Source organism: Rossellomorea aquimaris (assembly GCF_020172085.1).
Classification (GTDB): domain Bacteria; phylum Bacillota; class Bacilli; order Bacillales; family Bacillaceae_B; genus Rossellomorea; species Rossellomorea aquimaris_E.
Window position 1 is genome coordinate 90,883 of the sequence record NZ_JAIVAT010000003.1, and the last position, 24,365, is coordinate 115,247.

Here is a 24,365-nt window from a genome sequence, read left to right on the forward strand (position 1 = left end):
TTATTCTTTATGAATTATAGAATATTCCTAATCCATCATCCATGATCATGGTTTGGTTCTGGCTGACAATATACAATGGCTTCGATTGTTTTGGAGTTCACCACTAAATATTCAGGAGCGGTCGTTGGGGTGAATATGGCTACACTTTCTGTTGAATTGAATGATATGAAATTCCTGATTTCGACTAAACTTCCGTTAATGATGATACGGTTCATTAAGGTTCCGGGGGTTGTGTTTAACAATAATTTTTCTATTGACGTTAACTCAGACATTTGATTTCATCACCTCTCTATTGGTCATTTCAAGTCTCTAGTATTTATATGCTATAAAATGTTTTTTTGATTAGATGAATCAACTATTCGTATCGAAAAATGTTCCGATTAGAGCAATAATCAGCAAAATGATAGGACAATAGCTGAAACATAATGAATTCTATCAAATACTATATAGTATGGGGATATACGGTAAGAAAGGGGATATTCATATTCTCAAAGCTAAAAGGAAGAAAGGAGGAATTTGATGATGGATAAAAAATGCAGTAAACGACATTGTGAGCATATTTGTTCGGCATTCAGGGCTATAGCTGAAGACTCCCAGAGTGTAGCTGGATTCACAGGACAGAAGCTGGAATTTCCGAAAGTGGTCTTTGATTTAAACAATGAATATGATCGAGAGAATTCTGTATTTATCCCAAAACATGGTGGAGTGTATGTAATTACGGCCTCTACATTATTTTTCCCTGGAGAGGATGTTGCTCCTCAGGACTTCGTCGTCAACCTAACAATCAATGTAAATGATGAGGTGGCTCTGGCAGGACAAAACATTCTTCCTAAAGGTTTGTTTTCTTTTGATGGTTTAGGGACGACGGTAACAGGAATCCTACAACTGAAGAAGTGTGACAAAGTGGAGGTGTCGGCTAATCCGAACATAAATGGAGAGGTATACCCGAGTCCATTTTTTACACATTTTGAAGCAGCCAGAGTGTCGTCACCTCGACATTCTCCTCACTCCTCCGCCGAGCATACCTCACTCAATTCGTTCCAATTTCCAAGCAGAAGATAGTACAATAGACATCACTTTATCCAACATATATTAAATGAGCCCCTGTAACTCCTAAAAGTTCAGGGGCTCCTATGACTTAACTTTTGGTTAATGGGAAACTAGTCGCACTTGATTCCCACCGGACCATCTGACCCGGTGTACACATAGGTGTCTGATACATAGCCGATATTCATGACGCCTCGTGAGTCTCTCCATTCGATTTGATCCCATATATTACTCGTTCCGTATTTTCCTGTCACGGTCGTTCCATATTTATAACAATAGTATGGAACCCTCGAACCGCTTGGAATGGAAAGCATGACAGGATAGTTTGTTCCCGGTCCGCTTCTCATATTGATGGGAGCGCCGCTGTTGGTGGAGATCGTATAATACTGGACGGCAAGGGCGTTTGTAGAAAAAAGCAGAAAAGAAGCGATGGCGATCGTTAGGATCGCTTTGATTTTTAGATGTTTCATCGTGATACCTCTCTTTCTTTTAAACTAGTAGAATTCTACTCGGAACAGGTTGGGGCTACTTGTCCATCTGACCCTGTATAGACATAGGTGTCGGATATGTAACCATCTCCAATATAATTCCATAAATTACTTGTCCCGTATTTACCTGTTACTGTTTCACCGCGTTTTTGACAGGAGATTGTGACGGTCGCTCCATCTGATACTGAACCTACGACATTATAATTTGTACCTGGACCTGATCGGATATTTAGAGGAGCGCCAGAATCAGTATGGACCGTTCCCTTTACGCCTTCAGAAGTGCATGAATTTTTACTCGTATAGTTCTTCGATCCATAATAGGTGATTTGTGAACCGTTAAATTTAATTTTTTGTGGGGAACCATTATACAGTTGTTCAAAATGGAGATGAGCCCCAGTAACATTTCCTGTCGCACCGACTGTTCCGATCTTTTGACCTTGAGAAACCTTCTGTCCACTAGAAATGCTGAATGAATTCAAATGAGCATATAATGTGGTCCAGCCGCCACCATGGTCAATCACGATATATTTTCCATAGCTTGAACTTCCCAGATCTTTGACCTTCACAACCGTTCCTGAGGAAGAAGCAACGACAGTATCTCCTTGATCATTAGACCGATTGAAGTCTACCGCATTCAATGGACTGTGATTGGTCCTAGTCTGGCCTTCCCACACTTGTCCACAAGGAAAAGGCATTTGAAAGGTAGGTGTAGCTGCAGACGCTTTACCCGTACTGAAAAATCCTGTTCCCCCAAAAAGCATTGCGACAAGAACTAACTTGAAATAACGTGATTTCATTTCTACCATCCTCCTAAACTATTTTGACTCTCCATGCCATGTAAAACGAAACAATTCTCTCCTGTCCCCTCCTCAATTTCAATATGCTAACATAAAAGTAAATAATTTCTATATGTTATTCCTGAAGTTATAGAAGATAGGACTTTGTTCCATTCATACTAAGGGTACAAAGACTTTGAACAGAATATGGATACTAAGCTAGAAGGGGAATATAAAAAGGGATAATAGGAAGGAAGTATTTAATTACTAAAAATTTCCTATTATGATAAACTTATCATTAAACACGGTTTGAAATTTAAGGGAGGGAATCAGGGAGGAACTGCTGGTGTTTAAAAAAACATTCATGTTTTTAACTATATTCCTAATCGCTTTTTTATTGGAAAGTACTAAATTACCAGATTATTTTTATTTTATCCAAGGTATTCCGAGAGCATTAATGTTTAAGTTGGAAAACCGACTCTTGGTCCTAATCTTTTTTATGATCCTGATACTTATCTATAGGAAAAAATACGAAAAGGTATTCAGTCTCGATATATTGAAAGATAAAAAGATGTATGTTTGGATCACGGTCACCCTGGTCTGTGTGACTTTCTTAAAGCAGACTTCAATAGGCTTTGAAGATACGTTTGGACTAATAAGATTGCCTCAGCTCTCCACACTTCATTTGTTTTTTCTTTTACTCAATGTTTGCCTCATCGTTCCAATCCAAGAAGAAATTCTGTATAGAGGACTTTTGATCCTGGTTCCCTCAAATCGATTAAGGGTTGTCATGCTTATTATTTCTTCAATTACTTTTGCACTACTACACACGGATCCTTTACAAATCATCTGGTTAGGGTTGGGGTTAGGAGTTCTTGCAATCAGATTTAATAATATTTGGGTACCAATCATAGCCCACTCAATTTGGAATTTGCTCGTTACATATATCAATTTATAAAAATGATAAGAGGTGCCATTATGAAGGAAATATTTCTATCAATCGATAACTACCGTGTAAGAGGTCATGTGTGGGGTGAAGATCATTCGCCGACCATTGTTTGTCTACACGGATTAGGAAATACAAGTTTGAGTTTCATAGAACTGGGTGAGAAATTAAAAGATGAATATAGGGTTATTTCAATTGATCTCCCGGGTCATGGAAAAAGTGATAAGTTTGCAACCGAAGTAGAATATGAAATGGTGAATATGACAACTTGGTTGTATCGCATTCTCGAGAAAATGAATGTAGGGAAATTTTCTTTTCTGGCACATTCATACGGAGCAGATATAGCCCTTCATTTTATGAAAGAATATGAATCATCTGTAATGAAGACATTGTTACTCGATGGAGGCTACACAACGAAGGATCATTTTTATCAAATCGTAGACGATTTAGCATCTAAGCCAGGATGGAAATGGCCTAACATTAACAGTGTAGAAAAGGAGATCCAATACACTGCAGAATCCTTTCACTCTTTTGAATATCCGAGCTATGAAGCCTTTTACAATGAAGAAGCCAAATCATACATCGATTGGAATGAATATAAAAAATTGGCTTCAAAGGACTATGTTAAAGAAGTGGATGGGAAAATAAAGCTAATCGTTGACTCTGATGTTGCCGCTTCAGTTATTAAGTCCATGGCTCATTCACCTATTAACAAGATATATAGACAATTAGGGGATAAAATATTGTTACTGGTGGCTACATTACCCCAAGAGTTTACTATTATCAATGACACATTACTTGAAGATGTGAAGAGGTCTTCTCAGATGGAAATTAGAAGGGTGGAGGGCGCTTCTCATATGTTGCACTGGGATCAAACTGAAGTGGTTGTGGATGAAATGAGAGAATTTTTTGTAGAGGATACATTCATTAAAATTTGATTCAGGGAGTAGGTTTTAATGACAAGTACTTTTGTTAGATCTTGTACCATTTCGATTTCCATTTGCCTAGCTTTCATGATTTTGATTTTTAGCAGTGTGACGGGGTATGCACTTATAACAGCTCAAACAATAGGTGTTCTTGATCTCTACATTGCGCATTTTAACGATGATGGTATGTTCATTCGTATTTCATCAGACATTTGGTACGTTATGGCTATTGCGGTAACCTTCCTGATGGTTTTAAATTACATCATTCTTCAAATTAGAAAAGGGAGAAATGATATTAACAAATTGTAAATTGAGTTTTTATTGCAGGGGGCAGCCCCATTCTATAATCCATCTATCTATAAAGCTAACGGGAGCATTGATTCAGGAAGGGATTGATGCTCTTTTTGTTGAAGTTATTGTCAATGCCAATAAAGACAAAGGAGTTTAGGAATGAATAGTCTTAAAGAAAAGTATCTAAGTATAGAAGAACTTATCTCACTACCCACCTTGTCAGGCACAACGATAAGCGAAGATGGCCAAAACATTGCCTTCGTCAAAAACACAGCTAACTGGCAAGACAATACATATCGGAATCACATTTGGATTTATGAAAAAAGGAAGGATCAATGTTCCTTAATCGGTGAAGGGACAGCCCCATCATGGTCTCCGGATTCCAGACAAGTCGCTTATCTTCATTCAGTTGAAAAGAAAAATCAGATCTTTGTTCAGTCATTGGACGGCTCTTGCAGTATTCAAATGACGAATGAAAATGAAGGAGTCAGTCACTTCAAATGGCAACCTTCCAGCAAAGGTTTTTATTACATTGCGCAGTCAAAGGAATCGGTAGAAATCAACAAACGCAGGGAGAACTATGGAGATTTCCATCACGTAGGCAAAGAATACCGGAATCACTGTTTGTATTATATTGAAATCAACGATTCCATCCAAAAAGCGCACCCACTAACGGAGTGTCAGGAATTTCATATACTTGAATTTGATATATCAAACGGTGGAAAAAAGGGTGTATTGCTGACTGCACCAAGCCCGAACATGGAAGATATTTTTAATAGAAATCTATACATACTCGAAGTTGAAACGGGCGAGCTGCAAAAGTTGAATACCGATAAGTTGTTGGGTGGGAGCATCTGCATTTCTTCCGACAGCAGTCAAATTTGTTACACAGCCAGCATAAGGGAAAAAGAGTATTATAAAACCCATATACAAGACTGCACACTAGAAATCTATGATCTGAAAACTGGAGAGTTCATTCAACCTCTATCAGATTTCGATAGTACCGTTATGCCCATCCGATGGACTTCTAAAGGGATTTTCATGAAGTGGCAAGACAAAACGAATTATCGCATCGGGTTACTACTTGAAAATGGCACCGTGGAAATGCTGAGCGAAAATGAAGATGGCTTTGTACTTGATGCATCCATAACAAGGGATGGAGATCATCTAGCATATTGTAAGGCCAAACCAAATGAAACCTTTGAAATCTATGTGGATGATCAAAAGGTAACAGATGAAAATAACGCCTTCAAAGGCAAGTGTAAAAGTAACAGGGAAATCATCTCATGGAAAAGCAGTGATGACCTTGAAATAGAAGGGGTTTTAACGACCCCGGCAGACTTTGATCCACATAAGAAATACCCTTTATTAGTACTCATCCATGGCGGTCCAGGGTGGGCATCCTTTCCCATCCATTCAGGCTGCTTCAACGAAAAATATCCTGTGGAGCAGTTTATAGAAAAAGGCTTTATCGTCCTAGAACCAAACTACAGAGGAAGCTCAGGATATGGCAATGACTTTTTAAAAGCAAACTACAGAAACTTTGGACTCGGTGACTACCAGGATGTGATATCCGGTGTGGATGCACTCGTAGACAGGGGAACCGCAGATCAGGAACGGGTAGGGGTTATGGGATGGAGCCAGGGAGGATTTATTTCAGCCTTCTGCTCCACCTATAGTGATCGGTTTAAGGCTGCTTCAGTCGGTGGCGCAATAACGAATTGGAGAAGTCATTATGTGAATACCGATATACCCTATTTTATTAGAATGCATCTAGGAGATACGCCATGGAATGATCCAGAGGTACATGCAAAAACTTCGCCCATGAACTATATCCAATCAGCCTGCACCCCTACCTTGATCCAACACGGCGACATGGACGCACGCGTTCCTATTTCCAATGCATATGATCTTTACCAGGGGTTAAAGGATATGGACGTGGAGACAGAATTTATTATTTTTAAAGGAATGGCCTATAGTCCTGACCAACCAGGGATGAATGTGGCAATTATGAAGCAGAATGTGATGTGGTTTTCACATTATATTCTGGGAGAAAGCATGAACGACAACTGGAGGGATTCGATATGAAAAAACTGCTCATCTTCGGCGCAAGTGGATTAGTAGGGAAAGCGTTAATGGAAGAGTGCAAAGATTCCTATGATATATATGGGACCTATGCAACCAGACCGGTAGATCTTCCCGAAGAAAAACAATTTCAATTAGACATCACCGATAGAGGAAAGATGAAAGAATTGATCCTATCCATTAGACCCGATGTCATCATCTCATGCCTAAGAGGTGATTTCGAGCAACAGCTTATATTCCACAGGGAGCTTGCACTGGAAATCGAAAATGCTGATAGCACACTTTATTTCTTTTCCACGGCCAACGTGTTTGATGGGGATTTTACAAAGCACCATTCGGAAGAAGACACTCCTCACGCTTCATCCCCTTATGGACAGTTCAAAGTGGAATGTGAAGATATGTTGCAGAAAATTTTAGAGGAACGTGCCGTGATGATCCGTATTCCACAAATATGGGGAAAGAAGTCTCCGAGATTGGACCAAATTAAAAGTGGGATTGAGAAGGGCTCCATCGAAGTATTCAGCAATCTGGAGTGTAATCATCTCACGGATGAATGGCTGGCCAAACAGCTGAAATACATCATCCATCATAAACTTACAGGTGTATTTCACCTTGGTGCGGTCGATATGATGACACAGGTTTCCTTTATTGAAGAATTGGTCGGCACCCTTACGGATAAAGAAATAAAATTTCAGGAAAGTTTGCTTCAAGATACTCACGATACATTTTATTTTGGATTGAAGAGCATTCGAAACGATCTTCCGGAGAGTTTATTGAAGACGAATAGAGAAATGATCGCTGATCTAGTACATGTAGATGATTAAAATAATAGGAGTGGATTCAATAAAATGACATTCGATATAAAAGTGGAAGTTGATAGAATTAACGAAATAGAGTTGGCTTTAACGAGATTCAACTCTGAAAGAGCCCTTTCCAGTGTGGATAAAAACCTACAAACCAAACAAGTGGGCGACTGCACATTACTAATCGACCCTGCATCACCAGGTTCCATCTATTACAATCGTATAAAGGGATTCGGAAAGAATGATCTGGATAAAACAGATGAAATTCTAGAAATTTACGCTTCCGAACAACTCACTCCTTGTTTCGATATGACCCCTGATCAATTAAACATGGAAGTCGCTCAAGCTTTAACAGGCAAGGGGTTTTATTCTGCTGAACAACTGGTTTTCATGGAAATGCAGCCTCAGGATGGAGCATATGTGAGTGAAGATATTCACCTTGTAAAAGTAACCGGGGACAATGTAAGGGAGTTTCTCCATCTTATCGCAGAATCAACTGGAATGACATCAGACGAAGAGATAATGGAACGAAAAGCAACGTATTTCGTTCGTCCGGATTTTCATAATTACATAGCTTATATTGGTGAAGATACAATCGGAATGGGCTCACTTTTTATCCGGGGAGAGGAAGGGTATCTGGCAAATGATTTTACATTCCCTTCGCATAGAGGAAAGGGAGCTCAAAAGGCGTTGATTCACCATCGAATTCAAACGGCAAAGGAAATGGGATTAAAGAGGTTGTATACAGATGTTGAGTTCGGAACGGCAAGTAATCAAAATATGCTGAAAGCAGGATTCCAAACGGTTTTTCAGAATTCGTTTTGGATGAAAGCGGAATAGGTAGCAACAGTTGATCAGACTCCATTGAATAAAATGGTTTTACCGAATGATTCAAGTAAGGAGATATTTAAATGAGAGAGATATTCTCAGATTATGGAATAGTTATTCATGAGAAAGATGGTAAATATTTTTTCACGACTGACAGTGGTGGATCTGTATCTCGTGATATTACTTTTGAACTTTCAAAAGAGGATGCAGAAAAAGCTCAGATTAGTGAAGAAGAAGCATACTGGGTGATAGTAAAATATCAAAAGCTTGGTAAATTTAATTTTTAATATTTCTATGTATATTTATATAGGGGTTGAATAAATGAATGTTGAAATACTTTTCTAAATGGGGAAATCAAAAAGGGAATGAACTGACGCCATTTGTACGTATTAAATAATTTGTTTTTAGAATATTCCACTACCAATTCGAAACCCGCTGAAATTCACTTATTCGGTATGAAAAAAAGCAGTGCCATTTAGTCGGCACTGCTTCTTTCTATGAAGTCTTTACAGTTTTACTTGAAATCATGCTGGTAGGAACCTCTTGAAAGATGCGAGGCTTCGTCTTCAGTAGCGAAAACAACACACATCCCGCCAAAACAATCACACTCCCAACAGCCTGCAACCCATTCATCTTCTCACCCAAAAAGACAAACGCCAACAAAGCCGTGAATACAGGATTAAAGTTCAAGAATAATCCCGACGTACTCGGGCCCAGCTTATTCACCCCGACATTCCAAAGCACCATGCAAACAACCGTGGATATCACACCCGTATACAGGATTGACTGCACGAATGAAGCATCGACATTGGTCACACGGAAATCATGAAGATTAAAAGGAAGCAGGATAAGAAGTCCGAATATCCCTGAATAAAGAATCGACATCATCGGTGTGACGCTCTTCATCGCCCATTTACTGCAAACGGAATAGAATCCCCACATCACAACCGCAGCCAGCATATACAGATCCCCGTCATTAAACTGGAGGGAATAGACCATCTCCATGTTTCCTTTGGACAGGACAAGCAACACGCCAAAGAGTGATAAGAACATAGAAGACAGTTGAAAGGCGTTCATCTTTTCCTTCAGAAATATAAAGGAAATTCCGGCGATTGAAAACATATTTAACGTGGAAATCAGTCCTACATTGGTGGCAAAGGTTCTCTCAAGTGCCATGAATTGAAGTGCCTGAAAGAGGGCCACCCCTGTCAGCCCCATTAAGCATAATGGCAGAATCGATCGTACGGGTGGAACGAGCTTCTTTTCTTTCCACCAGACAATCGGAAACAGGCAGACGATGGCGATCGCCCATCTCAATATCGTCAACGTTCCTGGGGACGCATGCTCTACAAGCGTTTTCCCCACGATGAAATTGCCTCCCCAGAGAAAACTGGTCAGTAACAATAGATAATAATATTTCACGTCATTTAGCCCCTTTTCGAAGAGCCACTGTGCACAATGACATTTACTATAAGAATAATTTTAACATTTTCTTAAGTTTACAAAAGAACTTATTGTATAATGGGTATTAATCGAAATAATTAAAAGTATTATAGAATATTAGATTATAAAAATTCATTTATACATAGTTTTACCGTTGGTTTTTGGAACAATTGAAAAGGGTGGTTGAATCATGGAATCGATTGTTAGCAGAGTATTGGACCAAATGGATCTTCAGCTGTTGGATTTGCTGCAAAAAGACGGGCAGCTAAGCAATCTTGAACTATCAAAGCGGGTCAATTTATCCGCACCGGCAGTACACGCTCGAATCAAGCGGTTGGAAACGGAAGGGTATATCAAGAAGCAGGTAGCCATTCTAAATCATGAAAAGCTTGGATTTGATTTACTATGCTTCGTGTTTATGAGTACGAATGAACACCGGACGGAGAAGTTGGAAGCAGTGGAGGAGACATTGGAATCAATGGAAGAGGTTCTGGAATGTCATTGTTTGACCGGGGAATATGATTATCTTCTGAAAGTGGCCTGTAAGGATCGCAAGGGACTGGAGCTCTTTATTAGAAGGTTGAATGAGATGGGGATTACGAAGATTCAGACGAGCTTGGCGTTGAGGGAGATTAAGGATTCTACGGTGTTGCCGATATTGGGGGAATGAGTTTAGGTCAGCCCACGGTATTCAGAAATGAAAGCAAACCGAGGACGTTTCTTACACTACTTTTTGGGTAATAGTAAAGACGTACCGTCACAACTCTGACCTGAATTTAGTAATATGACAAGAAGGAATGCCACATAATTGGCTCTACTTCTTGTCATTATTTTATATATGCACTTATTTACTGGGTCAGTTCATTCCTTTTTTCTTGAACTAAATCCACTTCACCTACCCCTGTTACAATTAGTTTCAGTGTATTGGAGTAGTGATAAGATGAAAACGGGAAATTGGTTGAAATTACGGTTTTTTCTCCATCAAAAATGAATGAAAAATTCGTAGCGGGATATTCATTTCCTTTTTCATCTATGATTTTCATGTTGTTTGCAAACGTATTTTCATTCTCATATTTCCCCTTTAAAGCGAATGTAAGATTCAATGATGTTGGATAAGCGTCAGCTTTAGATACTTGGATGATTGATGATGGTTCTTTCGTAATATAACGAACAATGCCATCCGATGTGTTATTCTTTTGATTTCCAACTTTGAGCTCCCAATTTCCATTGGTTTTCTTAATTCTTGCATCATTAAAGACATTGACACTTTCCACTTCAATCACAGCATCTTTTAATTCGGGAATTTCACCATTATTCGAACTGACTAAAACATCATATTGAATCTTCCTTGACTCTGTATCGAACAGTGGGTTTTGCTGCTCAGAGATGGATAAGTCATAATGGCTTCCCTTCAGTGGTTTTGTATCCGGGATGAATTCTACTATGTATTCTCCGTCCCCATTTTTAAGCCTGTAATCCATTGAGACTTCTTCTGCATTTTTCAAGATTGATGGGTCCTCGAATTCCAGCATGAAACTCATTCCAACTTTATTTGCATCTGAGAAATGTCTACTTAGTTTTATCTTGATCCCCTGATCTGTAGCTATACTATCTGCTTCTTGCACATAGCCTTCATGGACGGCTTGATCTATTCCTTTATCTCCAAAATGAAAGAAATCGTTAAGGTTGGCCATGACTTGTTTATGTGTGAGAACACCTACTGAAACCAAAAGAGCGCAGGCAGCTATGGCTACTCGATTCCAAATGATGATTCCTTTTTTCTTTTTTGATTTTGCCCGAATGATAGAATACGCCTCATCTAGTGACTCCCTTACACTATCTGGTAATTCTTTCTTCTCATTCAATCTCTTTTTAAGATCTATTTCAAAGTGATCCTTCATTGAGAATCTCTCCCTCTTTTTTATAATAGGTCGTTCGCAAAATCGATTTAGCCCTAGAGAGTCTTGATTTAATGGTTCCTTCAGGTTCTTGCAAGAACTCACTCATTTCTTTCACATTTAATCCAACAATATAGTATAAAATGAGGGCCAGCCTGTAGACTTCGTTCAAACTATTGAGGGCATCCTCTAATTCTATTTTTTGAAAAGCATCCTTTTCCTTTTCGGGGGTTAAGTGGTCTTTCAGTATTGAAATGTTTTTATTTTTGGTAAGCAGTGTATTGCATTTATTAATGAGAATTCTACAAATCCACGTATTAAAGTACTCATCATTTTTTAGGGTATCTAATTTTTCGTACGCTGAAATAATAGAATCCTGGATCACATCAGCTACATCTTCATCATTATGTAACAATCGGCTGGCAGTCCGGTATAGAACTTCTTCATATTGCTTTACCAGTAAAACAAAAGCATCTCCATTTCCTTTTTTTGCTTTTCTGACCAATGCTTTGACTGAATCCAATCGGGTACCTCCTTACATGGTTATTTTGTTTTTCAATATATTAGATAGGCAAGTGTATGAAAAAGTTGCAAGAACTTCCATTATTTATAATGTACACTAAATATTGGATCTGGAGTGATTGTCTCTAAGGAGAGTGTTCTTAATTATGAGGAGATATTTTCTGACAGTGGACAGAAATAGACACCTTGATAGCCATCAATTTTTAAGCTAAATGCATTTCACATGGAAAATAACTACTTCAAACGTGACCAATACATTTCCATTTGCGTCTAAGTATAGGAGAAAAGGGGGAACAGTTTTGGAGCAACAAGAATTAAATGACTGGTTTAACGATTATGGAGAATCGATCTTGACATACATACTTTTAATGGTACGAGACTATCAACAAGCAGAGGATTTAACACAGGAGACCTTTTTGAAAGCCTATAGACGTAAACAACAATTTAAGCAGCAATCATCTGTGAAAACATGGCTATTTTCCATTGCGCATAATGTGACGATTGATCACTTTAGAAAGAAGCACCCGTTGAAACACTATCTGGGCTTAACAATGGAGGAGAAAGACGGCAAGCCGCTACCTGAACAAATCATCGAGATGAATGAAGAATCGGAAGAATTGTATAAAGCCCTTCAACAATTAAAACCTTCTTATAGGCAGGTCATCCTGTTAAGAAAGTTAAAAGAATTTTCAACAGCAGAAACCGCTCAAGTTTTAAATTGGTCAGAAAGTAAAGTGAAAATGACGTTAAGAAGAGCCTTAATCGAATTGAAGACGGTATTGACGAGAGGAGGGGTGATACATGAAATCAAATGATCCATTTAAGGAATTAGAAGAACAACTAAAGTTAACTGACGAATCTAAAAATCATCTTCGAAGTAAAATTATGCGGACTACACATGAAAAGAAGAGGAGATATTTTAAAAAATATGGCTGGATTGCGGCAGCTTGTATACTCTTTATTGTCATATCCCCGTTCTACTCAACGACCATGGCAAGTATTGTGGCGAAAGTGTTACCAATTACGATCACTCCCCAAATTTTAGACGGAGAACCCAATCCCAATTTGACTTCTGATCTTTTTACACTAATTGAAAAGGAAGGATACACAGTTAATTCGGTAGGGACAACGCCGTCTCCCTTCACGATTGAGGTGTCACTCGTTTTGGGGGATTCTACATTAACGCAAGCCAAAGAAGATCTTGTATCCAAGATAACCAATTATCTTTATGAAAATGGGTATGACGAGTACAAATTAAAGATCGTTGAAGCACCTGAAATACCCTACCGTAAGGGAAGCGGTGACTCAAACAAGCTTTACGACAATGTACGGGAGATTGTAAAGAACGTATTTGCTTCCTATGGATATGCCGAAGAAGCGGAATATGAATTAGCAGGACTGAAAGAGACGATGTTTTCAAATATCGTCACCATCGACATGCCGGACCATATTAATGAGTCTGAGAAAATCATTGCAGACATTCAGAAAGAAATAGAATCACAAGATCTGGATGTGAAAGATATTGAAGTCAATACGTTCAACCTAAAACATCGTCAGCAGGATGGACGTTGGGGTAATATCTCATCTGACATTTACGACGCAATGGCAGGGAAATCCACTTATCAATTGAAAGGATTATCGTACAAAGTGAAGAAAGGGCACTCTTATGTTTGGATAAAAACAAATCTGGATAAGCCACTTCCCCAAGAGCAAATTGGAGAAATCGAAAAAGCAGTTCAAGAATATTTGACATTACCAGAAATCAAAGAACAAATTCTCAACGATGACTATACAATTGAATTCTTATTAAGGAATGGAAAATCATTTGTGGAGATAAAAAACTAACTCTTAGAGAACAGATCCTAATCTCTTATTCCTAGCTAAGAGCTGTCGAGAATTCTTCGACAGCTTTTTCCTGTTTCAATACTTAAACCTACTTATATGGTAAAATATAACTGTTGAGAGAGTTATATCATTACCTTTGTCTGTAAGGAGGACCCCCAATGAAGTACATCATCATCCTAGCTGCATTATTCGGTATCATTTTTCTCAGCGACATCCTGAAAAAAAGACGATTAAAGAGAATGGTCGCAAAAGAATGGAGCGAGAAGAAGAGCTTCTCATTAGATGAACCGGTGGATTCTGTTAATACATATTGGAAGAATCACGGCGGGCAACAGCACGGAGTTGACGACATTACCTGGCGCGATTTATCACTGGATGAGGTATTCAAAAAGCTCAATTACACCCAAACTTCAGTTGGATCGGAATACTTATATCATCAGTTACACAATATCCAGCTCACGGATCAAGACCGTGATGAACCCTTTTACCAACTGATGCAAGAGAATGAACCATTACGAACGCGACTTTTATTTGATCTGAAATTATTGGGCAAACGGAATCACACCAATTCTTCATCTTTCTTTCATAAAGAATATCAAAATATCAAACATGTCTGGCTGTATTTTGTGTGCGGAATTTTACCGGTGGTCAGCATCGGCGTCATTTTTTTCTCGATGAAATATGGACTTCTTTCGCTGATCGTATCCCTATGTTTGAATATCGTCATCTATTATAAAAATCGCCGCCATCTTGATATCAGCTTGTATGAGATTTCGTATTTGGCAGGTATCATCAGGACCGGTAAACGAATGAACAATATAACCGATGATTCGTTCAGGCCATATAGGAAGAGCATAGGCAAATTGGTTGAGCCCATCCAGAAGATGCTCTTTCTCGAGAGAGTCGTCTCACTTGGGAAGGGGACAGGGGACTTAGAAGGATTATTTGAATACATCCGGATTATCTTCCTGCTCGACTTTATTTCCTATTTCTTTATCATCCGGATGCTTCAGAATCACAAGGAGGAATATGAGGCGCTATGGAAGGCAATCGGGAAAATAGATTCGTGCATAGCGGTTGCATTTTACAGGCGTGCGAACAGTGACTATTGCACACCTGAATTTATACATACTGAGGAAGTACTCTTTGAAGACATGTATCATCCTTTGATAGAGGATCCAGTCAAAAATGCTTCCCAACTCACTAAATTGTCATTGATAACAGGTTCGAATGCCTCCGGGAAATCCACTTTCATGAAAGCTGTTGCCATTAACGCAATCCTCGCACAGACGATCAACACTGTGCTTGCAAGCAGCTGGAGCATGAAGCCTGGATACGTACTGTCATCGATGGCGATTCAAGACAACGTAATTGACGGAGACAGTTATTTCAAAGCAGAAATTAAGTCGTTGAAGAGGATCATGAATACAGTGGAGTCAGGTGTCCCTTGTTTGGCTTTTATCGATGAAATCCTTCGTGGGACCAATACCGTTGAGCGCATCGCAGCCTCCGCCTCTATCATGGAGTGGCTCAGTAAACACCAAGGAATGACGATGATTGCTTCACACGATATTGAGCTAACGACGATGGTGGAAGGATTCGAAAACTATCATTTTCGTGAAACGGTTCAGGAAGATAGCGTCTATTTTGACTATAAAATCCATAGGGGTCCTTCTACAACGAAAAATGCGATCAAGTTGTTGGAACAGATGAAATACCCGACAGTTGTAACGGGACTTGCTTATCGGTTAGCTAGTGATTTTGAGGTGAGAGGAGAGTGGAAGGTTCCTTCAACCTATATTGCTCAAACAAGGATGTGAACGAATGATTGTTGCTCAAGTGATATTGGCTTCATTAGGATTATTCATAATCATTTTAGGTTTATTGGTATGGAAAAAAAGATGCTATAAAATTGTTGCTGGATACGTAGAGGGCAGCACTAAGAATGAAGAGGCATTTGGGAAAGTGAATGGAATCTTTATTATGATCATGGGGATCACCACCATACTCTTTAGTTTCTTTATTGAGAGGCTAAATGTTTGGGTGTTCAATGTTTCGCTGATTGTCCTTGTTAGTGCACAAATTGCAGTAAATAGTAGAATGGCTAGAAGATGATCATGGTTCTGGTAGAATAATGAGAAGTGGGGACTCACGCTTTGCGCTACCGTCCCCATTGACATATCCAATATTTATTCTAATACTCTCCCTTAATAACAAAATAAGATCCCCGAATGGTGCCAGCCAGTTTAGACTTCTGCCTCGCAAATTTGAACTTTTCCTCGAGCTCCTTCGGTATCTCCATTCCTTCTGAGAGCTTAAATCCAACCGCACGTTTCTTCGGATCATCAACGGTATACATGACGTTGACTGCAAGACCATCCTCATAAATGACGTAGGTGAATTGGATGTTTTCCACCTGAAAGTGCGTTGTTTCTAATGGCTTGGCCGCAAACTCAATCTCACGCTCTTCTTTTAAGATACGGTTTACATAATCGAGTGTTTCCTGGCTTTCGCTGGCCGGTACAACGGTAAACTCATACTTGTATTTGTTCATAAAATAGCGGGCTTCATGTGCACGTAACCCGGCCAGTGCTTCTGCTACAGGCGATGATTCTAAACCAATCGTAGACACATTTTTAAAATCTACCGTATAAGACATGTTCATTTCTCCTTGTTCCATTTTATTTCATCACGACAGGAATCCACATTTCTCCATACACCATTCCGTTTCGCTGCCCCATCTCAACCACTGTATTAGGCCCTCCAACATAGGCAAAGTCCTTTGCTTCTGGCAACACACGACCAAAGGCAATGCCGGAAACCGTGTGATCCAGTTCTTCTGCCGTATTTCCTTCTCCTTTTACAATCAAATAGGGTCCTTTGGGAAATTGAATGGCTTTGGCTTCTTCTGGTGCAGCTGATGCTTCTGCCATAACTCCACCATGATGCATCATCTTCCCATTTATGGCTTCATTCACCGCAAAAATGTAGTCATTTGAAGCGATGGATTTTAATGAGTCCAGTGTTCCGTTTTGACTAATTTCGTTCCAAAAATCTGTTTTTTCCTTGTTTAAGCCTGCCATGTCCGTGTAATGGCTCTTCAATTCAGTTCCCACACCCACAACGGTAAAGGAGTCTTTTTCTTCTAACATATAATTTGTCATGTTCAAAACCTTCCTTTTCATTCATTTGTTGTCTTCAACACTTGATATGTATATACTAACGTTAAATTGTGTCAAAAAGTGATACTGTTTAGGAGGTCCCCATGAAAAAAGTTGAACGGATTAACGTGATCATGCGTTATATCAATAATCGTGCCCACTTTACGATTTCTGAAATCATGCGTGAGTTTGACATTTCACGGTCGACGGCGATGAGGGATATCAGGGAAATTGAGTCCATGGGGATGCCGCTTGTCTCTGAAGTAGGAAGAGATGGTGGCTATTTTGTCATGCACAACTCTGTCCTACCCGAGGTCCGTTTTACGGATAATGAGGTCAAAGCCCTTTTTATCGCGTTTATGGCGACAAGAAATCTTCAGCTTCCCTATTTAAAAAGCCGCCAGTCCTTGACAGAAAAACTCCTCAGTCTCATTTCAGAACATCAACAAGATACCCTCGTTCTGTTAAATCAGATCTTGCTTTTTGAAGGGACCAATCCTCATAACCCTGACATTCTTGATCTTTCAGACCTTCCCCATCCCATGTTGGATAAGCTGATTCAAACCTTGCTATTGGATCGATATCTATCGGTGACCATCGAAGAAGAAAAGGGGAAACAAACATATCCCATTTATCTCTTGCAGCTTTATCGGGAAAAAAGTCATTGGCATATTGAAGGGTTTCATTTGGATAATGAAAGGAAACAGATCTTGTCAGTCGATCAGCTCACCGATGTAGAGCCCTACCCGAATAAAAAAAGGACTAGTGAACAAGAGATCCTGGACAAACTGAAAAAACAGGAAGAAGTCATTAATGTAGTCATTGAACTTGGACCGGGTTCGATTGCGCAGTTCAAAAAATACCACCCTAAAAAAGTGTCCCTTTCTTATACCGATCCATACCATAGTACAGCTGTTTTAAAGACGTTTATCAATGTGATTGCACCTGACGAAGTAAAGGAAATGGTCAATTGGATCCTGTTCCTGGGTGAAGATATCAGGATAAGGGAAGTGCCGGAAGAAGTTGTGGGTGTTTTAAAAGGGAGAATAGACTTATTCTGCCCTTAAGGAATATTATGAAGGTAAATCATCCATCCCTTTCATGCAAACCGAATACGGTTCTTAGGCTCCTTATTGGGTAATTTCTGGGGGACGGTCGAAAGGGAAAGATAGATATGGAACTGTACCTAGTTTGTCATTAATCCTTGTTTAGCTCGAGGATTAATGCTTTGTCTTCCTCCCCAATTTGCTCCATTTTTGATGTGTTTTTACCCAGTGTCTTCATTGAAATGGATTTCTTGTCATCTAACGTAATTTCGTATTGACCATTTAAGTCAGTGTAGAGCACTTGAAGAGATGTAATGTTGTAATTTTCCCCGAGTCTGTCTATTATATCTTTTGTCAGTTTTGCCGGCATTTTAGAACTGTCCTCTGGATCAATCTTTTCGCGGTTGATCATCCCTAAAAGATACATTTTTTGATACAGCGTGATTTCCTTGGAATATTTCCCATTAGCTAATACCGAGCTAAACAGGGATGCGTCGGGCAACTCAATAGAGTCTCCAAATGAATGTTTAAACTTATTGTAATCACCTTGGAATTCATTATCCATCTCATTTACCAGCTTCTCGTCAATAATGAGATTATGCGAAAGATCATAGGAGAATCGACTTCCCAATTCAGGGAGGAACACATCATAGGTGGAATTTACTATGGTAAATTGTGGTTTGGGGATACCTTCATTAAAGCGATATACTTGCTCCACATATTCAGTGATTTTTGCTTTTGCGATATAACTACCGAAAGGGATACCCTTAAATATAGAGTAGATTGATAGAAGAAGAATTGAAAAAATAAGTATCATGCTCATTTTGAACAATCGTTTTTTATCCATTGAAATCACCCCACTTACACGGAACTCTGTTTATGAAAAGGTATATACTGAAGGATACCGACAAACACCAACATCATCATGGCGAATGATAACCCTATAATAGCCAATAATTTCTTCTCATTCTTTTTCTTAAGGGCTAATACACTGAATAGCAGCGTTAATATGATACCGGTGTATTGTATTCCCATAAAATAGTTGGGGAAGATATTTGTTAGTAAAGGGTGAAAAATCAATAATGTTCCGAATCCAATAGATACATAGCTTAACCAAGAAAATCTTTTCCTTGTCACAGTCATACCCCCTGTATTGTATTTGATTGTAAATAAACCTTTATAGTGTAATTATACACTTTAGGGATTTATTTACAACTGATTTTGGAAAATGCGAGCTAGGGACGGTTCTCACTCTACTTTCCGGCTAATCTCGGGGAGGAGTTCAAAAGGACAAGGAAGAGACAGTTCAGTCCCACCTTGTTCTTCATTCTTGACCTTTAGTTTTGTGATGGTGAAAGAGGCTTTGAGTATAGGTATGAGAAAGTATAGAGCACCTAATTCTAATCTATATTGACTGTATACCCATCGTCCGTGAATCCGTCCTTAATATCCTCAAGGATGGTTTCTCCATTAAGGATAAAGAAGGTTAATGCCAGAATAGACAACAAAATGATAAAACCGAAGATGATGGACGGTATCATGCCTTTTTTCTTTTCCATTTTCAACTCCCCTTCTTTTCTGTTTATTCATTAGACGGAAATCCATTACGTGAAGTTTCACATTCCTATTCTCTTTGTGTCCCCACTCTATCCTTGAGAGGAATATCATTGTCGAATTTCGTAGAATGGCAGATATATCGAAAATATGGCAGATAAAACAGAATAACGGCAGATAAAAGAAAAATATGGCACGTAAATCGTCAAAATGGCAGATAAACCATAAATTTGGCAGATAACCACTGCCCTTGAACTGAACGTTAACAAAACAACGAGCGTAATCTCGAAACTCGTTGTTTTTTTCCATTCATTCCCCGTCCAACACATCCCTTTTGTGCTTCCACCATAACTCAACCCACATATATTTGTGTCCCGAGCACGTTGTTTCCCAGCTACTTTTCCAGCTATAATTTTCTTAAGATTTACATTTCTTCGTTTAACCACTCCAGTCTTGAGGTAACAGTCACTATAAGGAGGTGTTGTAATCATGGAAGCAATCAGTAAGCGTTTTTTCTTGTTTCTTTCTCACAATAAGGCGCTGGATAAGATGGCCAAACGATGGGGATCAAGATTTGGGGCTAATAAGCTTGTAGGGGGAGAAACCTTTGCGCAGGCGATTCCATTGATTACGCAATTGAACGAAGAGGGATTCCAGGTTACAGTCGATCATCTTGGAGAGTTCGTCGATTCCACAGAGGTGGTGCGGGAGAATGTCCAACGATGTATCGAGAGTATCAGTGCCATTGCCTATCATGGGCTGGAGACTGAGATCTCTGTGAAGCTGACTTCCCTGGGATTGGATATCAGTCAAGATCTTGTCATGGAAAGTATGGAGTTGATTCTGGAGAAGGCGAAAGAAAGCGGAATCACGGTCACTCTCGATATGGAGGATTCCTCGAGGTGCCATGCCATCCTTGACGTTTACAAGAAGCTCTGTCTAAAGTACGACAATGTGGGGACGGTAATCCAATCTTATCTCTATGTTTCAGAGAAGGATGTGGATGATCTCAATGAGTGTTCCCCTTATTTGAGGCTTGTGAAGGGTGCATATAATGAATCGGGTAAAGTGGCGTTCCAGGAGAAGAAGAAGGTGGATGACAATCTAAAACATCTCATCAAGAAACAGCTCTTGAACGGCCATTATACAGCGATCGCAAGCCATGATGAAGCGATCATCGATTTCACCATCGGATTAGTGAAAGAACACAATATTCCGAATGACCGCTTCGAGTTCCAAATGCTTTACGGAATGCGGAACCAACTGCAATCCGAATTGTTAGAAAAAGGATATACCGTCCGCATTTACTTGCCATATGGCGAGGACTGGTTCGGGTATTTCATGCGAAGGCTGGCAGAACGGCCGGCAAACATCGCATTCGCATTAAAAGGTATCTTTAGCAAGTAACATCCAGACAGAATGAAATCAGAAAGGAACGTGAATAGAATGAGTAACGGAGTTTACAACATCCCAAAACCTACAAATGAGCCTGGTAATACATATGCCCCAGGTACGAAAGAAAGAGAAACGTTAAAAGCTGAATTAGAACGTCAAGCTGGTATCGAGGTTGAGATCCCGGTCATCATCAATGGCGAGAAGATCAAGACAGATACAGTGAAGCAAGTGGTAATGCCACATGATCATAAACATGTATTGGCTAACTTCTCACAAGCTGGAGAAAAAGAGCTTCGCGATGCAGTAGAAGCGGCAATGGCTGCGAAAGAATCATGGTCTAATATGCCTTGGCAGCACAGAGCATCCATCTTCTTGAAAGCAGCTGATTTGATCTCTGGTCCATACCGTGACGTCATCAATGCTGCTACGATGTTAGGTCAATCCAAAACAGCCTACCAAACAGAAATCGATGCGGCACAAGAATTAGCTGATTTCTTACGCTTTGGCGTTGATTATGCGAACCAAATCTATCAAATGCAACCGGACAGCATGAAAAATATCTGGAATCGTTTAGAATACCGCGCATTAGACGGTTTCGTACTAGCGATCTCTCCATTTAACTTTACAGCTATCGGTGGTAACCTGCCATCAGCTCCTGCGATCATGGGGAACGTAGTGGTATGGAAACCGGCAACAACGGCTATCCTATCAAACTACTACTTCATGCGTATCTTGGAAGAAGCTGGCCTGCCTAAAGGCGTTATCAACTTCGTTCCATCCCGTGGTTCACAAGTATCAGAAGTTGTCTTAACAGACCCACGCATGTCCGGATTCCACTTCACTGGATCCACAAGCGTGTTCCAAACGATTTGGAAAACAGTAGGGGAAAATATCACAAACTACAAATCATATCCTCGACTAGTTGGGGAAACAGGCGGTAAAGACTTTGTCTTCGCTCACGAAACAGCACAAGCAGACAAAGTAGTCGCTGCACTTGTTCGTGGTGCATTCGAATACCAAGGTCAAAAATGTTCAGCAGCTTCTCGTGCTTACATCCCAGCAAGCATGTGGGAAGAAGTGAAAAACGGTGTCGTGGAAGAAACGGCGAAGCTTAAAGTAGGGGATGTCAGAGACTTCAGGAACTTCATGGGTGCGGTTATCGATAAACCTGCCTTTGATTCCATCACAAGCTACATCGATTATGCGGCTGATTCTGAAGAAGCTGAAATCATTGCCGGCGGTACGTATGATGATTCTGTAGGATACTTCGTTCAACCGACTGTCATCGTCACAACGAATCCAAACTTCAAAACGATGACCGAAGAAATTTTCGGACCGGTATTAACGATTTATGTATATGAAAATGAGCAATTAGAAGAAACACTGACTTCAGTGGATACAGCTTCTATGTATGCATTAACGGGTGCGATCTTTGCACAAGATCGTGAAGCGATCATGCACTTAGAACGCCGCCTATCCGGTGCAGCTGGTAACTTCTACATCAACGATAAACCAACAGGTGCCGTGATCAACCAACAACCATTCGGCGGTTCACGCGGTTCAGGTACAAACGATAAAGCAGGCTCAATCTTCAACATGATTCGCTGGACCAGTCCTCGTATCATCAAAGAAAACTTTGCTCCAACAACAGATATTACCTATCCGTTTATGGATGAAGAATAAATCGAACACGAAAAGCTCTCCCGACACGGGGGAGCTTTTCATTTTTTATTGGGGGATTTAACGCTATAATAGGAATCACAAACATTCGTGGAAAGGTAAGATTCCTATGGAAGCCATTGATATCATCCTCCAAACAGAAGATATTCATAAAGCGACGGAATTGATCAGCTCAAAACTGGGCAATCCCGTCATTATCGAAAACAAAAATTTCGAACTGATTTCATACAGTTCCTCTTCTAATAAGTTCGATCAAACACAGCTAAAGACAATCCTCACGAAAAAATGTCCGGTCTTCATCATCGATCGACTGAAAAAAGAGGGCATCGTTCACCAGCTTGAGAAACATACGGATCCGATCCGGGTGCAGGCGATGGAAGAGTTAGGATTTCACCAGCGCGTCGTCATTTCCGCAAAATACCTTGGCAACACAATGGGATACATCTGGGTTCAGGAATCCAACCGCCTTCTCGAAAATGAAGAGCTCGCTTTTCTTGAAGAAATCTCCTCACACCTTGGAAACCTGATCAATGATATGTTCGCAAAGGTCAATATTAAACAGGACAGAAAAGAAGAAGTACTATGGCATCTCCTGCAGCACGAGTATGGAAGTGAAAGCCAGCTGCGCCATGATGCATCCCTCGTCAAGCTGACCCTGCCGGAACGGTTCACGGTAGCGGTTTACTCGATCGCATCGTCACAATATAAGCCCATGCTCGACCAATTGGAGAAGCTCGTCCAGGAATCCAGCTTCAACACAAAGGTTTATTCACTACGGACGGAATACCAGGTGATCCTCGTTCTCTACGGAAAGGCAGACTCACCGTCATCTTCCCTGGAATTAGCCAGGGACCTCGTCGAAAAGGTGAAAGAACAAACAGGCGAAGAAGATTTCTACAACTTCCTCATCGGAATCGGGAAGGAATACACCACGTTATATCAAATGAGAAAAAGTTTCTTGGAAGCATCAGAAGTCATTGAAACGGCTAACTTCATCAGTCCGCGTCCTGAATCAATGCCCCGGGAATTTGCTCAATTGGGCATTTATCGGTACCTGCCAACCCTTTATGAGAAAAACACTTCAAAGGATTATTACAGTGATGATTTGTTGGTATTAATCAAGAATGATGTGAAGAAACAGACAGATCTCCTGAAGACCCTTGAAGTTTATCTGGCGAATGATGGGAAGGGAAAACAGACTGCCAATGAACTGTTTATCCACCCGAATACGTTAAATTATCGGATAAAAAAAATACAGGAACTGACTACGATTGATTTTAATGATTTTAATATGAAGGTGTACTTGTATACGGAGTTGTTGCTGTTGAATAATGTAGAAGCTTATTATCAGCGGTATAAGGATGCTTTGAAAGGGATTTGATCGTGGAACTAAATTGTGCCACTCAATAAACCTTTATAAATAGCCCCTATCCCGAGTGAATATGAGTTACCGTTCAGAGAGAATAAACGACAAAAAGCAGTCTAAATCATAAATGATTTAGACTGCTTTATTTGTTTTTGAGAAAAAGGTTGTATTGGTTTGATTGTAAATAGTGGAAAAATGATTTGATAAATTCACCCTTTAAGTGTAAAATTACACTAAAGGAGGAGTGAGATTATGGAGTTTTTCT

General features: G+C 39.8%; 28 protein-coding genes. 17 read left to right on the forward strand and 11 right to left on the reverse strand.

What is annotated here, in order from left to right; translation table 11 throughout:
- Positions 1–35 precede the first annotated feature (35 nt).
- The gene (locus LCL96_RS01080; RefSeq protein ID WP_224939651.1) at positions 36–272 is read right to left on the reverse strand and encodes a hypothetical protein; all 237 of its coding nucleotides are present in this window, start codon (positions 270–272) and stop codon (positions 36–38) included.
- 247 nt (positions 273–519) lie between these two features.
- Between LCL96_RS01080 and LCL96_RS01085 the strand changes: the two genes are divergently transcribed.
- Positions 520–1,062: a hypothetical protein gene (locus tag LCL96_RS01085; protein WP_224939652.1), complete on the forward strand. Its 543-nt coding sequence runs from the start codon at positions 520–522 to the stop codon at positions 1,060–1,062.
- A gap of 98 nt (positions 1,063–1,160) precedes the next feature.
- Here the strand turns inward: LCL96_RS01085 and LCL96_RS01090 are convergent, their stop codons facing one another.
- Together LCL96_RS01090 and LCL96_RS01095 are read right to left on the reverse strand one after the other, a co-directional pair.
- Complete coding sequence (locus LCL96_RS01090) at positions 1,161–1,517, reverse strand: SH3 domain-containing protein (protein WP_224939653.1); 357 nt, start codon at positions 1,515–1,517, stop codon at positions 1,161–1,163.
- Positions 1,518–1,552: 35 nt separating this feature from the next.
- On the reverse strand, positions 1,553–2,332 hold the full coding sequence (locus LCL96_RS01095; RefSeq protein WP_224939654.1) for a M23 family metallopeptidase: 780 nt from the start codon (positions 2,330–2,332) through the stop codon (positions 1,553–1,555).
- Positions 2,333–2,657: 325 nt separating this feature from the next.
- Here LCL96_RS01095 and LCL96_RS23565 point away from each other — a divergent pair, with 325 nt between their 5' ends.
- The 7 genes from LCL96_RS23565 (at position 2,658) to LCL96_RS01130 (ending at position 8,477) form a co-directional block, all read left to right on the forward strand.
- Positions 2,658–3,269: a CPBP family intramembrane glutamic endopeptidase gene (locus tag LCL96_RS23565; protein ID WP_224939655.1), complete on the forward strand. Its 612-nt coding sequence runs from the start codon at positions 2,658–2,660 to the stop codon at positions 3,267–3,269.
- Between the two features lie 20 nt (positions 3,270–3,289).
- Positions 3,290–4,195, forward strand: a complete 906-nt coding sequence (locus tag LCL96_RS01105) for an alpha/beta fold hydrolase (protein ID WP_224939656.1) — start codon at positions 3,290–3,292, stop codon at positions 4,193–4,195.
- Between the two features lie 18 nt (positions 4,196–4,213).
- Positions 4,214–4,492, forward strand: coding sequence for a hypothetical protein (locus LCL96_RS01110; RefSeq protein ID WP_224939657.1), 279 nt, complete (start codon positions 4,214–4,216; stop codon positions 4,490–4,492).
- 141 nt (positions 4,493–4,633) lie between these two features.
- Positions 4,634–6,562 (forward strand): S9 family peptidase, encoded by a 1,929-nt coding sequence (locus tag LCL96_RS01115; protein ID WP_224939658.1) that lies wholly within the window; start codon positions 4,634–4,636, stop codon positions 6,560–6,562.
- The gene (locus LCL96_RS01120; protein ID WP_224939659.1) at positions 6,559–7,383 is read left to right on the forward strand and encodes a sugar nucleotide-binding protein; all 825 of its coding nucleotides are present in this window, start codon (positions 6,559–6,561) and stop codon (positions 7,381–7,383) included. The genes LCL96_RS01115 and LCL96_RS01120 overlap by 4 nt, the downstream gene beginning before the upstream one ends.
- A gap of 24 nt (positions 7,384–7,407) precedes the next feature.
- Positions 7,408–8,202 (forward strand): GNAT family N-acetyltransferase, encoded by a 795-nt coding sequence (locus tag LCL96_RS01125; protein WP_224939660.1) that lies wholly within the window; start codon positions 7,408–7,410, stop codon positions 8,200–8,202.
- Positions 8,203–8,273: 71 nt separating this feature from the next.
- A complete protein-coding gene (locus LCL96_RS01130; RefSeq protein WP_224939661.1) occupies positions 8,274–8,477 on the forward strand; it encodes a hypothetical protein in 204 nt (67 codons plus the stop codon).
- Between the two features lie 208 nt (positions 8,478–8,685).
- Here LCL96_RS01130 and LCL96_RS01135 read toward each other — a convergent pair whose 3' ends face one another.
- Positions 8,686–9,612 (reverse strand): DMT family transporter, encoded by a 927-nt coding sequence (locus LCL96_RS01135; RefSeq protein WP_224939662.1) that lies wholly within the window; start codon positions 9,610–9,612, stop codon positions 8,686–8,688.
- Between the two features lie 211 nt (positions 9,613–9,823).
- Between LCL96_RS01135 and LCL96_RS01140 the strand changes: the two genes are divergently transcribed.
- A complete protein-coding gene (locus tag LCL96_RS01140; protein ID WP_224939663.1) occupies positions 9,824–10,303 on the forward strand; it encodes an Lrp/AsnC family transcriptional regulator in 480 nt (159 codons plus the stop codon).
- A gap of 178 nt (positions 10,304–10,481) precedes the next feature.
- Here the strand turns inward: LCL96_RS01140 and LCL96_RS01145 are convergent, their stop codons facing one another.
- Both LCL96_RS01145 and LCL96_RS01150 read right to left on the reverse strand, forming a co-directional pair.
- Positions 10,482–11,534 carry a DUF4179 domain-containing protein gene (locus tag LCL96_RS01145; RefSeq protein ID WP_224939664.1) on the reverse strand — a complete coding sequence of 351 codons (1,053 nt, stop codon included), beginning with the start codon at positions 11,532–11,534 and terminating at the stop codon, positions 10,482–10,484.
- The gene (locus tag LCL96_RS01150) at positions 11,518–12,054 is read right to left on the reverse strand and encodes a sigma-70 family RNA polymerase sigma factor (RefSeq protein ID WP_224939665.1); all 537 of its coding nucleotides are present in this window, start codon (positions 12,052–12,054) and stop codon (positions 11,518–11,520) included. The genes LCL96_RS01145 and LCL96_RS01150 overlap by 17 nt, the downstream gene beginning before the upstream one ends.
- 298 nt (positions 12,055–12,352) lie before the next feature.
- Between LCL96_RS01150 and LCL96_RS01155 the strand changes: the two genes are divergently transcribed.
- The 4 genes from LCL96_RS01155 (at position 12,353) to LCL96_RS01170 (ending at position 16,013) form a co-directional block, all read left to right on the forward strand.
- Complete coding sequence (locus tag LCL96_RS01155; RefSeq protein WP_224939666.1) at positions 12,353–12,868, forward strand: RNA polymerase sigma factor; 516 nt, start codon at positions 12,353–12,355, stop codon at positions 12,866–12,868.
- Complete coding sequence (locus tag LCL96_RS01160) at positions 12,855–13,898, forward strand: DUF4030 domain-containing protein (RefSeq protein ID WP_224939667.1); 1,044 nt, start codon at positions 12,855–12,857, stop codon at positions 13,896–13,898. The genes LCL96_RS01155 and LCL96_RS01160 overlap by 14 nt, the downstream gene beginning before the upstream one ends.
- A 158-nt stretch (positions 13,899–14,056) precedes the next feature.
- Positions 14,057–15,718, forward strand: a complete 1,662-nt coding sequence (locus LCL96_RS01165) for a MutS-related protein (protein ID WP_224939668.1) — start codon at positions 14,057–14,059, stop codon at positions 15,716–15,718.
- Between the two features lie 4 nt (positions 15,719–15,722).
- Positions 15,723–16,013, forward strand: a complete 291-nt coding sequence (locus tag LCL96_RS01170) for a DUF3784 domain-containing protein (protein WP_224939669.1) — start codon at positions 15,723–15,725, stop codon at positions 16,011–16,013.
- A 79-nt stretch (positions 16,014–16,092) separates the two neighbouring features.
- Here LCL96_RS01170 and LCL96_RS01175 read toward each other — a convergent pair whose 3' ends face one another.
- Both LCL96_RS01175 and LCL96_RS01180 read right to left on the reverse strand, forming a co-directional pair.
- The gene (locus LCL96_RS01175; protein ID WP_224939670.1) at positions 16,093–16,557 is read right to left on the reverse strand and encodes a phage tail protein; all 465 of its coding nucleotides are present in this window, start codon (positions 16,555–16,557) and stop codon (positions 16,093–16,095) included.
- Between the two features lie 22 nt (positions 16,558–16,579).
- The gene (locus LCL96_RS01180; RefSeq protein WP_224939671.1) at positions 16,580–17,062 is read right to left on the reverse strand and encodes a GyrI-like domain-containing protein; all 483 of its coding nucleotides are present in this window, start codon (positions 17,060–17,062) and stop codon (positions 16,580–16,582) included.
- A gap of 101 nt (positions 17,063–17,163) precedes the next feature.
- On the opposite strand from LCL96_RS01180, the gene LCL96_RS01185 reads away from it, so the two are divergent.
- On the forward strand, positions 17,164–18,126 hold the full coding sequence (locus LCL96_RS01185) for a helix-turn-helix transcriptional regulator (protein WP_224939672.1): 963 nt from the start codon (positions 17,164–17,166) through the stop codon (positions 18,124–18,126).
- 130 nt (positions 18,127–18,256) lie between these two features.
- Here the strand turns inward: LCL96_RS01185 and LCL96_RS01190 are convergent, their stop codons facing one another.
- The 3 genes from LCL96_RS01190 to LCL96_RS01200 form a co-directional block, all read right to left on the reverse strand.
- Complete coding sequence (locus LCL96_RS01190; protein WP_224939673.1) at positions 18,257–18,952, reverse strand: hypothetical protein; 696 nt, start codon at positions 18,950–18,952, stop codon at positions 18,257–18,259.
- A 14-nt stretch (positions 18,953–18,966) separates the two neighbouring features.
- Entirely contained in the window at positions 18,967–19,242 is a 276-nt protein-coding gene (locus tag LCL96_RS01195; protein ID WP_224939674.1) for a hypothetical protein, read from the reverse strand.
- Positions 19,243–19,505: 263 nt separating this feature from the next.
- Complete coding sequence (locus LCL96_RS01200; RefSeq protein ID WP_224939675.1) at positions 19,506–19,664, reverse strand: hypothetical protein; 159 nt, start codon at positions 19,662–19,664, stop codon at positions 19,506–19,508.
- Positions 19,665–20,148: 484 nt separating this feature from the next.
- Between LCL96_RS01200 and LCL96_RS01205 the strand changes: the two genes are divergently transcribed.
- The 3 genes from LCL96_RS01205 (at position 20,149) to LCL96_RS01215 (ending at position 24,115) form a co-directional block, all read left to right on the forward strand.
- Positions 20,149–21,066 carry a proline dehydrogenase family protein gene (locus tag LCL96_RS01205; protein WP_224939676.1) on the forward strand — a complete coding sequence of 306 codons (918 nt, stop codon included), beginning with the start codon at positions 20,149–20,151 and terminating at the stop codon, positions 21,064–21,066.
- 39 nt (positions 21,067–21,105) lie between these two features.
- A complete protein-coding gene (gene pruA, locus LCL96_RS01210) occupies positions 21,106–22,737 on the forward strand; it encodes an L-glutamate gamma-semialdehyde dehydrogenase (RefSeq protein WP_224939677.1) in 1,632 nt (543 codons plus the stop codon).
- A gap of 106 nt (positions 22,738–22,843) precedes the next feature.
- Entirely contained in the window at positions 22,844–24,115 is a 1,272-nt protein-coding gene (locus LCL96_RS01215; protein ID WP_224939678.1) for a PucR family transcriptional regulator, read from the forward strand.
- Positions 24,116–24,365 lie beyond the last annotated feature (250 nt).